This is a genomic window from Levilactobacillus yonginensis (assembly GCF_003946265.1).
GTDB lineage: Bacteria > Bacillota > Bacilli > Lactobacillales > Lactobacillaceae > Levilactobacillus > Levilactobacillus yonginensis.
Genome location: NZ_RHNO01000007.1, coordinates 33,329 through 45,367, shown reverse-complemented (window position 1 = coordinate 45,367; position 12,039 = coordinate 33,329). Strand labels below are relative to the sequence as shown.

General features: G+C 48.5%; 8 protein-coding genes. All 8 read left to right on the top strand.

Going from position 1 to position 12,039, the window contains the following annotated elements:
- Position 1: 1 nt before the first annotated feature.
- The 8 genes from EKM87_RS05295 to EKM87_RS05260 all read left to right on the top strand — a co-directional run bounded on the left by EKM87_RS05295 (position 2) and on the right by EKM87_RS05260 (position 11,662).
- Complete coding sequence (locus EKM87_RS05295) at positions 2-685, top strand: tetratricopeptide repeat protein (protein WP_125682609.1); 684 nt, start codon at positions 2-4, stop codon at positions 683-685.
- 15 nt (positions 686-700) lie between these two features.
- Positions 701-3,220 (top strand): SF1B family DNA helicase RecD2, encoded by a 2,520-nt coding sequence (recD2, locus tag EKM87_RS05290; RefSeq protein WP_125682607.1) that lies wholly within the window; start codon positions 701-703, stop codon positions 3,218-3,220.
- A gap of 93 nt (positions 3,221-3,313) precedes the next feature.
- The gene (locus EKM87_RS05285) at positions 3,314-4,300 is read left to right on the top strand and encodes a ribose-phosphate diphosphokinase (RefSeq protein WP_125682605.1); all 987 of its coding nucleotides are present in this window, start codon (positions 3,314-3,316) and stop codon (positions 4,298-4,300) included.
- Between the two features lie 441 nt (positions 4,301-4,741).
- On the top strand, positions 4,742-5,962 hold the full coding sequence (locus EKM87_RS05280; protein ID WP_125682603.1) for an RNA-guided endonuclease InsQ/TnpB family protein: 1,221 nt from the start codon (positions 4,742-4,744) through the stop codon (positions 5,960-5,962).
- Positions 5,963-6,248: 286 nt separating this feature from the next.
- The gene (locus EKM87_RS05275) at positions 6,249-7,736 is read left to right on the top strand and encodes an amidase (protein ID WP_125682601.1); all 1,488 of its coding nucleotides are present in this window, start codon (positions 6,249-6,251) and stop codon (positions 7,734-7,736) included.
- 12 nt (positions 7,737-7,748) lie between these two features.
- Complete coding sequence (locus EKM87_RS05270) at positions 7,749-9,395, top strand: peptide ABC transporter substrate-binding protein (protein ID WP_125682600.1); 1,647 nt, start codon at positions 7,749-7,751, stop codon at positions 9,393-9,395.
- A 295-nt stretch (positions 9,396-9,690) separates the two neighbouring features.
- Positions 9,691-10,599, top strand: coding sequence for an N-acetylmuramic acid 6-phosphate etherase (murQ, locus tag EKM87_RS05265; RefSeq protein WP_125682598.1), 909 nt, complete (start codon positions 9,691-9,693; stop codon positions 10,597-10,599).
- A 73-nt stretch (positions 10,600-10,672) separates the two neighbouring features.
- Positions 10,673-11,662 carry an aldo/keto reductase gene (locus tag EKM87_RS05260; protein WP_125682595.1) on the top strand — a complete coding sequence of 330 codons (990 nt, stop codon included), beginning with the start codon at positions 10,673-10,675 and terminating at the stop codon, positions 11,660-11,662.
- The last annotated feature ends 377 nt before the right edge of the window (positions 11,663-12,039 follow it).

The window sequence follows — 12,039 nt, the reverse complement described above, 5'->3', positions numbered from 1 at the left end:
AATGACTGAAAAACAAACAACTGATAGAGCAGCTAGCAAACAACGTTCAGAACAATTGGTTCACAAATTGGTTCAACAAATAGACCTTAATCCAGGGGATGCCGATGCGTACTATGAATTGGCGACCGCACTGGTCGATTTGAATTCATTTGCCCAAGCTGAGGAGCTATTGATGAAATCGCTTGGCCTGTTTGGTGCCCAACCAGAAACGGTGGAGAAACTGCACTATGGGCTCGGCAACGTTTACTATGCCGCTCAAGACTATCCCAAGGCAATTCAACAATTTGACCAATTAGGGCCGAAATGGAAGGGCGCCGGTTACTTAATGTTGGCGCAAAGCTACATGGCTAATGGCGACCACAAACGGGCGTTAGCCTTTGCGTTGACGGCATTGACGAGCCAACCACAAGATGTGGCAACACTGCAGGTCGTGGCAGAAAACCTGCTGGCAGTGGGCAACTTTGCCCAAGCAGCCACGTACTATGATCAGGTGTTAACGCTGGATGATCAGAACGGCCGAGCCGCATTTGATCGCGGTTTGGTGGCCATGGTTCAGGGGACGCCCTATGCCGACTACTTTAAGCGAGCAGAACAATTAGATCCACAGTACTTTCAACAGGGCCAGAAGCGCCTTGCTGATATTGAAAAATTCATTCAAACTCAGGGCGGTCACGACACAAAGTAAGGAGGAGACGAACGGATGGCAACCGAATCACTAGATTTATTTGCAGGCGAGAGCACGACGAAAGCCGATTACGTGGTCGGTACCGTCAGTGCGGTCTTCTTCGCGAGTCAGGACAGCTTCTATAAGGTCATGCTGGTCAAGGTATCAGAGACTAGTCTGGACTGGCATGAGGATGAAATCGTGGTGACCGGGAACTTTGCGGACATCAAGGATGACGTTACCTACCGGTTTACGGGGAAACGGGTCGAGCACCCGAAGTACGGTGTCCAGTTTCAAGCGGACAATTATCAAAATGAAACGCCAACCTCTCGGGCCGGGGTGGTCGCTTATTTAAGTGGCGACGACTTTCCTGGACTCGGGAAAAAGACAGCCGAGAAGATTGTGGATGCCCTGGGGACCAACGCCATCGAGGCGATTCTCAATGACAGTTCGATCCTCACGCCGCTCCATCTATCTCCTAAAATTGTGGCGACTTTGGTTAGCCAGTTACAGACCAACAATGGGATGGAACAAATCATCATTGGCTTGAACGGCTATGGTTTTGGGAGCTCACTGGCGGCTGCAATTTATAACCGGTATCAGGAGAAAACGTTGGATGTTATTCACGAAAATCCTTACCAGTTGGCGGAAGATATTCAGGGGGTCAGTTTCAAACGGGCTGACCAGATTGCGACGCAGCTGGGCTACGAGGCTGACCGTCCGGAACGATTGCAGGCTGGTCTGTTACAAACGTTAGCCGATCTGTCAGTGTCTAACGGTGACACGTTTACCACGGCTAAACCGCTCCTCGGTAATTCATTGCGACTCTTGGAGAATTCGCGTAACGTTCGATTGGACCCGCAAAAATTGGCGGATCAACTATTAGAGTTGGCCAAACAACAAAAAGTTGTGGGTGACGACCAACGGATCTATCTCAAGGGCCTGTACGATGCCGAATGGCAGATTGCTGAGCACTTGCAGCGGTTACTCAACGCTGATGGTGTCGGTGATAAGTTCAATGACGAGGCCATTCGTAAACAGATTCGGATCGTTGAGAAACAGGGCGACATCGTTTATGATGATTCACAAACTGCGGCGTTATCTGCGGCTGTACGGGCCAAAATCATGTTGCTGACTGGGGGTCCCGGAACCGGGAAAACGACAATCATTCGGGGCCTGGTCAACCTCTACGCCCGGCTGCATGATGTTTCTTTAGACATCAATGAATATAAGGATAAGCCGTTTCCCATCCTGTTAGCGGCACCGACTGGACGAGCAGCTAAGCGGATGAGTGAGTCAACTGGTTTACCGGCTAGTACGATTCACCGCCTACTTGGGTTGACTGGGCGGGAAGCGAATCCCGATGAGGCGGCCACCAAGGACTTAGAGGGTGGTCTGTTGATTATCGACGAGGTCTCCATGGTGGATGTCTACCTGATGAAGACGTTGCTCCGGGCAGTTCCCGAGGGGATGCAGGTGATTTTAGTGGGTGATAAAGACCAACTCCCTTCAGTCGGACCTGGTCAAGTCTTTCACGACCTATTGGCCAGTGAGCAACTGGCCAAGATTCAGCTGGATACCATTTATCGTCAAGGGGACGGGTCGTCGATCATTCCCTTGGCCCACGCCATTAAGCAGGGAACCCTTCCGGCTGATTTCACTAAGAATCAGCCAGACCGCTCGTTCATCCCGTGTCGAGCAAACCAGGTGGGCGCTGTCATTGATCAAATTGTGGCTAAGGCGCACGCCAAGGGTTTCTCGGCGAGTGATATTCAGGTACTGGCACCCATGTACCGTGGGGCCGCCGGCATTGACCAATTGAACGTGATTCTTCAAGAGATTTTAAACCCCAAGAAGAGTGAACGAACCAAGGAAGTTGAGTTCCGCAATCAGCATTTTCGGATTGGTGACAAGGTGTTACACCTCGTTAATAGTCCTGAGAACAACGTGTTTAACGGTGACATTGGCACGATTACGGGAATCGACCTGGCCAGTGATAAGAATAGCAAGGTTAAGAGTGACCAGTTGACCATTGCCTTTGAACAGACTGAAGTCACCTACGCTCGAAACGATTGGATTCGGCTGACGTTGGCTTACTGCATGTCGATTCATAAGGCACAGGGGTCAGAATTTAAATTGGTGATTCTCCCGATGGTCAGTCAGTATAACCGGATGCTTCAGCGAAACCTGTTGTACACGGCGGTGACGCGGGCAGCCGATATGCTTATTTTATTAGGGGAGCCACGGGCCTTCGAAGCTTGTGTCACGAATCTGTCGGTCAATCGAAATACCACTCTGACGACTCGGATTCAGTCGGTATTGGCGCCTGATGAAGCACAACCGGCGAAACAAGCGGAAACGACTCCGACCCAACCAGAAGCAACTGATACTGGTGAGAGTGAATCTGAGGAAGGGACACCGGCTGCATCTGAACCGGCGACGCCTACCACGCCACCGGATTATCGGTTGACTTCCGAGCTGATTCTGGCAGGTAAGGTGGACCCGATGATTGGTATGCAAGGCGTTACACCGCAACAATTTATGCCATCGACTTAAATTCGATGACACAAGCGTTGCGTTTCTGAAAAAAGATTGCGATAATGTAGACAGTAAAAACTAAGATTGTGGTGAACCCACTGGGAGGCTGTTATGGCAGAACACGTCGAAGCTGGCAGAATGAAAGTCTTTGCGTTAAATTCTAATCGGCCGCTTGCTGAAAAGATTGCAAAGGCGGCAGGCGTTGAATTAGGTAAAGCAACAATTAAGCACTTTAGTGATGGCGAAATTCAGATCAGTATCGATGAAAGTATTCGGGGCGATGAGCTCTTCTTGATTCAATCCGTATCCGATCCCGTTAACACCAATTTGATGGAACTCTTGATCATGGTAGATGCCGCTCGGCGGGCAAGTGCTGCCAAGATCAACGTGGTTATTCCGTACTACGGGTATTCACGGGCCGACCGTAAAGCTCGTTCACGGGAACCAATTACGGCTAAATTAATTGCGTCACTGATGCAGATGGATGGGGTCAACCGGGTGATTGCCTTGGACCTCCATGCGGCACAGTTACAAGGTTTCTTTGACATTCCAGTCGATCACTTACAAAGCGACCAACTGTTAACGAGTTGGTTTGAAGACAGCACGAGTTTAGCTGATGAGGATATCGTTGTCGTAGCACCGGATCATGCTGGTGTGAGTCGGGCTCGTCGGTTAGCTGAAATTCTTGGCGCACCAATTGCCATCATTGATAACCGGACGGACACAGAAAGTGTGGCTCATCCGGAAGCGGTGATTGGGGACGTACGCGGTAAGCACTGTATCCTGGTTGATGATATTATTGACACGGCTATTCGAATCACGGTCTCTGCGGATGCTCTGAAGGCTGCTGGTGCGGACGATGTTTACGCCTGTGCGACCCACGCCGTACTGTCTGGCGATGCACCGGAGCGGATTGAAAAGTCCGTGTTGAAGAAGGTCGTCATTACCGACTCCATTCAACTACCAGAGGCAAAGCAGATCGACAAGTTTGTTGTGATGTCCGTGGGTGAGTTGTTCGGGAAGGCTATCGACTTGATCTACCATGAAGAACCAGTCGATTCATTGTTCCACCCGGTGGTTAAGCGACAGAAACAATAGAATTAAAGTATGAGTTAAGGGGAGTGAGGCAAAAGTCTCACTCTTTTTTTAGCGCTCAGCCTACTTTGCTGAAATATGCGTCAGAAGGCAGGTAAGCTTTGCTGTGAAAATAACGCATAGTCAGGATTTTTCAACGCACGAAGCTGATGCTCACTAGCTAACTACCTTCTGTCATACAGCAGTTACTTATTTTGTACGGCAATCATGAATTTACGGTCGTGCTGACAAGTATGATTCATGATTCCCTTGACGTTCATTGAAGTTAGCAGTCAGATCAGTCGTAAATATGGCGTTGACTCACGTTTTATTAAAAACCAAGCAGAAAATCTGCGATTTTAATTGCGGGATGAATGCCAGAATTTAATGTTATTTTTTGAAACGTATGTTCCCCTGGAAAGCTAACCATGGTATACTTGATCCAATCTACAGGGGAGGTAGCTATTGGTTAAGTTAGGGCGAACAATCAAACTGAGACTCTATCCAGACACTGAACAAGCAGATGAATTTCTAGTAATGAGTCAGGAATATCAACGATTAGCTAATATTGTTAGTCAATGGATCTTTGACCACGAGTTTCAGTTGAGTTGGTTAAAAATCAACCACCAGCTGTACAAACGATTCAGACAAGAGTCACCGCTCAATAGTCAGATGGTCCAATCGGTCTTTCGAACGGTTGTGGCCCGCTATAAGACAGTTAAGGAACAAATGAAACAACATCCTTACCGTTTCAAGAACGAAGAGAATAAGTGGATTCAGATTCCAAAGGATTTGACTTGGCTGGTGAAACCTATCCATTTTCGGCGACCACAGGCAGATTTAGTTCGTCAAAGTAATTACTCTTTTGTAGATAAGATGCAACAAATCTCAATAAGCACTCTAAGTAAACGAACTAAGTTAAGATTCACCGACAAGGGATTTGAAAAATACTTTACTGAGGACTGGAAGCTTGGAACTGCTAAGTTGGTCCACAATCGGGGTAAGTGGTTTTTGCATATTGGAATCACGAAAGAGACTGGTGATTTTGATAACAGGAACAATCCCAAAATTGTGGGTGTTGACCGCGGTTTACGGTTCTTGGCAACCGCTTTTGATAGTGAAGGAAAGACACTATTCTTTGATGGTCAAAAAATCTTACGCAAGCGGAAGAAGTTGCTTGAGACCCGTCGACAACTACAAAGTAAATGTACTAAATCTGCCAAGAAAAAATTGAAGAAACTAGCTCAACGAGAGAACCGCTGGATGACTGATGTGAATCATCGGCTAGCTAAGACACTCGTTGCGGCATATGGTTCACATACACTTTTTGCTTTGGAAGATTTAACTAACGTGACGTTTAACACTGATGACCTGCCTAAGTCGTTGCGTAATAGTCATCGTTCCTGGTCATTTTTCCAGCTAGAACTGTTCTTAACATACAAGGCTCAGGCTATTCAAAGTACTGTTGTGAAAGTCAATCCGGCCTTTACTTCACAGCGCTGTCCCAAGTGTGGATTGGTTGAGAAGGCCAACCGGCATCACGATACTCACGAGTATTGGTGTAAACAATGCCAGTATCGTTGTAACGATGACCGATTAGGAGCCATGAATATTGCGATGCTCGGCCAAGACTGGTTGAACGGTATCAAACGACCAAAGATTAAGAAGCTAACAGCTATTGGGTAGATCCTGATAGTTAAACGGGTAGCCGTCAATTACCCGATGATGTTGCCACTACGAGTAGGAGTGCCTAACGGGCATGTTGGACTACTGTGTTGCAAGACACGTGAGCGACAAACCTCTGAATTCTTTCAGGGGCAATTGACGCTAGGTTAAGCCATAGGATAAACGTTAAGCTGCGTCGCACCAAGGAGTTGGACTGACCTGGTTTGGGGACAGGTCATATCTTTGGTTTCCAGAGCGCACAAGTTGCACAATTTTATTTTACATTGAAACCGAGGAGGCGGTCCGTTTGGAACTGAACGATTGGATTGGTACGCCCGCATTAACGTGGGCGCAACGGGTGCGTGGCGGTGAAGTCACTAGTCAAGAGTTAGTTGAAGCGGCGTTTGCGGAAATCGACCGGCAGAACCCACAGTTGAACGCGGTAATTTCTACGCGCAAGGCCCAGGCGTTACAGGAAGCTGCTGAACAAGTTGATACGGGTCAGCCCTTTTTGGGAGTTCCTTTACTATTGAAGGGATTAGGTCAACAGTTGCAGGGCTTGCCAAGTACCAGTGGCTCTCGATTATTGAAAGCTAACGTGGCATCACAGACTAGTTTTTTTGTCGAAGCTTTACAACGGGCCGGGTTCATTGTGATTGGTCAGACCAATTATCCTGAATTTGGGTTTAAAAATATTACGGATTCGCAGTTATACGGGGACGCGCATAATCCCTGGAATCTAGACTATCAACCCGGTGGTTCCTCCGGCGGGGCTGGTGCTGCGGTTGCGGCTGGCTTGGTCCCCATCGCAGCCGGGAGTGACGGGGGCGGTTCGATCCGAATCCCATCATCCTGGTCCGGCACGATTGGGTTAAAGCCAACGCGCGGTCGGGTCCCCGTGGGGCCGGGCGACTGGCGGTCCTGGCAGGGGGCAGCGATTGATTTTGGACTGACCCGCTCCATTAAAGATACGGCCGCTTTACTGGACAGCTTGCAGGTCTTACAGCCCGCCGCGGTCTTTCAAACACCTTTAGTTCGTCCAGGATTTTTTGCCCAGTTAGAACAACCGGTTCAACCTGGCGTGATTGGTTATACTACTGAGTCACCGGTGGGGACGCCAGTTAGTCCCGATGCCGTTCAGGCGGTAATGGCGGCCGTTAGTTTTCTGACGGAGCAAGGATTCGACGTGGAAGAGGTGCATAACCCAATCGATGGCGTTGCGCTCATGGAAAGTTACTACACCATGAATGCTGGTGAGACCGCGGCCTTTATGAGTGAATTGGCCGCACAAATTGGACGGCCTTTGCAAGCGGACGACATGGAACTGCTGACCTGGGCTCTTTATCAGACTGGGCTGAAGACGACCGCCGCTGATTACAGCCTGGCACTGGGTAAATGGGATCAGGCTGCCTGGCAGATGGCACAATTACACGCGAAGTATCCGGTGGTGCTGACACCAACGACTGCTTGGCCAGCGCCTAAGGTGGGAGATTCACTAGTCTCACCTGAAAATGCAGCAAAAATGGCCGATATTGCGGGATTGTCTGCGGCTGCACAGAAACAGTTGATCTATGACCAATGGTTACCCGCACTGACCCGCTCACCATTCACGCAACAGGCCAATCTTACCGGTGAACCGGCCATTAGCCTGCCAACTGCGATTACGGCCGACGGATTGCCACTGGGCATTCAATTCAACGCTGCCAAGGGAGAAGAATTACGGCTTTTGAGTCTTGGCGCTTTATTTGAACGGGCAGGACGGTTAAAATGGTTACATGCAACTAAATTAGATTGAGGAGCGAACGTTTTGAAGGGAAAACAGTTAAGACTTTTAATCGGAGCGACACTATTGGTAGCCGGGGGATTGGCTGCCTGTGGTAAGTCAACGTCTTCGAACAATTCGGGACAGTTGGCGGCTAAGCAAGACGTCAAGCTCTCGACTAAATCCGAGGTAACCACGCTGGATGTATCTAAAGCGGCGGACTCGACCAGTTTGACCCAGCTATACCACACCCAAGAGGGATTGTATCGGTTAGGTAAAAAGGAAAAATTAATTAACGCATTGGCTACGAAGACCACGGTTTCAAACGGTGGGAAGACCTACGTCTTTAACCTCCGGAAGAATAACCATTGGAACGACGGTAAGACGGTCACTGCCCAGGATTTCGTTTATTCTTGGCGGCGGACGGTCGCACCTAAGACGGCGGCTGAATACGCCTATTTGATGGCAGGCCTTAAAAATTATAGTGCCGTTCAGAGTGGCAAAGTGGCGCCTAGTCAGCTGGGTGTGAAGGCACTGAACAAGTCGACACTACAGGTAACGTTGAGCAAACCAGTGGCTTACTTTAAATTGTTGTTGGCCTTTCCAACCTTCTTCCCACAGGAACAGAGTGTCGTGGAGAAGTATGGTAGCGACTACGGTCATTCCAGTGGTAAGACGGCCTACGATGGGCCATTTGTCATGACCAAGTGGCAGGGGACTGATCAAAGCTGGACGTTGGCAAAGAACCCACAATTTTGGGATAAAAAGACCATCACTTTAAAGAAGTTAAACTTCCAGGTCGTGGCTGATCCATCAACGGGTCTGAACTTGTATCAAAAGAAGGAACTTGATGCCACGACTTTAGATGGGACACAGGTTGCGAACCTGAAGAACAACAGTGACATGAAAACCTTTGTCGGTGGCACGACCTATTACATGCAGATGAATCAAAAGCGGGTCAAGGCACTGAAGAACTTGAAGGTTCGTCAAGCTCTGTCATTGGCAATTGATAAAAAGCAACTGGCTAAGAGTGTGTTACGGGATGGGTCCAAGGCACCACTGGGCTTCGTGTCTGAGAATTTGACGCAGAACCCCAAGACCAAGGCAGACTTTGCTAAGGACGCTTACGTCAAGGATGGGGTTGCCTACAATTTGACCGCAGCCAAGAAATTGATGAAGGCCGGGTTGAAAGCGTCTGGTACGAAGCAATTGGACTTAACGCTGATGGCTGATGACACCAGTGTTACGAAGACGGTTGCTCAGTACGTTCAAGCAGAGCTGCAGAAGTTGCCGAACGTAAAGGTTTCTATCAATACCTTACCGTACAAGACTCGGTTAAGTCGGTCGAATGCCGGTAACTTTGATTTGGTTATCTCCAGTTGGGGTGCCGACTTTGCTGATCCAATTAACTTCTTGTCGTTGATGAGTACTGGTAACACCAATAATAATGGTGGTTTCTCCGATGCCCAGTACGATAGCGATGTTAAGAAGTCCGAGAATCAGGATGCCAACAACCCAACCGCTCGTTACCAAGACTTAGTCAGCGCTGAAAAGCGGCTGATGACGCAGCAAGGCCTGGTACCACTGTATCAACCAGCTACGGTTGAGATGTGGAATTCAAAGGTCGCTGGTTACGTTTGGAATCCAGCGGGGATGAGTCGCGGGTACCAATGGATGGAATTGAAAAAATAGTTAGATCAGTGGGCGTACAGAATGAAAATTCTGTACGTTTTTTTTATTTAGGGATTAAATCCGCGGCTTCAATTTGAAAAGCAAGGTGCTTAAAAGGTGGATGAGTCAAGGTGTTCACATCGTTTCAGAAAATTTTTGCAGTGGGCGAGAGGTGGTCGGATTTTGACTGGTGACCGGCGAAACTCTCGGCTGATTTTAATTGAGAATTGAAATTGCGTATGAAACATGTTATACCTAGAGTAAGATTTATGAAAGCGAATACATAAACAATTCACGGAGCTGGAGGCAGAACACTATGCAATTTGACGACTTACTAACAGAGCAACGTAATCACCGGTCGACGCACATCGATCGGGAATCCACGTTAGAAATGGTAGCAACGATTAACCGGGAGGACCACCGGGTAGCAAGGGCGGTACAGAAGGAATTGCCTCAAATTGCGGCGGCGATTGACGCTGCCTATCCCAAGTTTGATCAGGGTGGCCGGTTGATTTATATTGGCGCTGGGACTTCGGGTCGGTTAGGTGTGATCGATGCCACTGAACTACAACCAACTTATGGGTTGACGGCTGAACAGACTTTTGGCCTGATTGCCGGTGGAGCTGATGCACTGACGCACACGGTGCAATCGGCTGAAGATTCGCCGGAACTAGCCCACGACGATTTAGCAGCAGTCAATTTAACGGCGCAGGACGTGGTGGTGGCGAGCGCTGCTTCCGGCCAAACGCCATACACACTAGCTGCCCTGGACTTTGCACAGAAACAGGGGGCCCTGGGTATTGGTTTTTCTTGTATTGAGGGCAGTCCTTTGGCTGAACTGGCGGATTACCCAATTACACCAGTCGTTGGTCCTGAAATCATCACGGGGGCCACGCTTTTAAAGGCGGGGACTGCGGAAAAAATGGTACTGAACATGTTGTCCACGGGAATTATGGTTAAGTCCGGCAAGGTCTATCAAAACCTGATGATCAACGTGGTGCCAACCAATGGCAAGACGTTTGAACGGGCCAAAAAAATTATTGCTGAAGCCACTCAGACATCTATGATTGCTGCAGAGCGGGCTCTAGATCGAGCGGGCAACAACGTTCCTTTGGCCATTGTGCTGATTGAAACGAAGGGAACCATCGCTGAGGCCAAGAGTTTGTTGGCGGCTACCGGTGGTCACGTGTCACAAGCCGTCAAGTTAAATGATGATCAACAGTAACACCATGGCTTGACTGGTCCACACCAATTCTCTATACTTTACACTAGGTATAAGAGGAAAGGAAAGTGGCAAAATGTATCTTGCAGATGAACATCGTTATGAAAAAATGCCAATTCGGCGGGCTGGTAACACGGGTTTTCAGTTACCAGCTATTTCTTTTGGTATGTGGCATAGTTTTGGGGAGAACGCGAATTACGGTGACACCCGCGACATCATTCTCAAGGCGTTTGACGCCGGAATTTTTAGCTTTGATTTAGCAGCCAACTATGGTCCTGGTTCTTACGAGGCAGAGCGGTTGTTTGGTCAAGTCTTGGAACGAGAATTGAAGCCCTACCGTGATGAATTGATCATCAGTAGTAAGGCGGGCTTCCACATGTGGCCTGGGCCTTACGGACAAATGAGTTCGCGTAAAGCATTGACCGCTTCATTGGATCGGTCACTTCAAGCCATGGGCTTGGACTACGTCGACATTTTCTACAGTCACCGGTTTGACCCAGAAACGGACCCAGAGGAAACGGCGGTTGCCTTGGATAATCTGGTGAAGCAGGGTAAGACTTTGTACGTTGGTATTTCTAATTACACGGCGCCACAAGCTCTGGCAATGATCAAAATATTTAAAGACTTGCATACACCATTTGTGGTCGACCAAGTTTCTTATAATATGCTGAATCAGTCTGCTGCCGACGACGGGTTATTTGACCGCTTACGGGAAAATAATGCCGGCGCGATTGCGTACGGTCCCTTATGTGAGGGCTTATTGACTGACAAATACTTGGATGGGATTCCTGAAGACGTTGATATTCACTGGTCCAGTGAATACATCTTGAAGCAGGGGCGTGACAAGCTTTATCACAAGCTGTTAGGTCTGAATCAGATTGCGCAGAGTCGTGGTCAAAAACTGTCACACATGGCACTGGCCTGGTTGTTGCACAATCTGGTGATTACCAGTGTGATTACTGGGGCATCTAAGTCTGAACACTTGTTGGAAAATATCAAGGCAGTCCAGAACTTAGAATTTGATCCGGAGCAATTAGCTGCTATCGATAAGATTTTAAAAGCTTAATTTTAATTGGAATATTCAAAATGGCTGTCGCAACTTGATGGCCATTTTTGTGTCTAATAGGGTTTTAAAGTAATTTTATTAGGGTAAATTTTGATTGCTAATTGTTATGCAGGTTAGGTCGCACAAAGTTGAAATTTTAGTCACCAATGAAGTCGGAGGCGGTCAAAGCGGGGGTCAGCTGTGCAGACGATATCACTTGGTGGGTTGGCCAAGTGATATCGTGGGACGAGCTTGAAGCTTCGGTGATTTGCCGAGGCTGCAAGTCGAGGAGAAAGACCGCCCTCTGGCTTTCTCCGATCCCCACAGCTGGCCCTCGCTTTGACCGCCGGAGACGACGGATTTGGGAGAATCCAACGCATTAGATGATTAATCAAAAT

What these genes read in the sequence shown, in the direction of transcription:
- EKM87_RS05260 (WP_125682595.1), top strand. Translation starts at nt 10,673, where the DNA reads ATGTATCTTGCAGATGAACATCGTTATGAAAAAATGCCAATTCGGCGG.
- recD2 (WP_125682607.1), top strand. Translation starts at nt 701, where the DNA reads ATGGCAACCGAATCACTAGATTTATTTGCAGGCGAGAGCACGACGAAA.
- EKM87_RS05285 (WP_125682605.1), top strand. Translation starts at nt 3,314, where the DNA reads ATGGCAGAACACGTCGAAGCTGGCAGAATGAAAGTCTTTGCGTTAAAT.
- EKM87_RS05295 (WP_125682609.1), top strand. Translation starts at nt 2, where the DNA reads ATGACTGAAAAACAAACAACTGATAGAGCAGCTAGCAAACAACGTTCA.
- murQ (WP_125682598.1), top strand. Translation starts at nt 9,691, where the DNA reads ATGCAATTTGACGACTTACTAACAGAGCAACGTAATCACCGGTCGACG.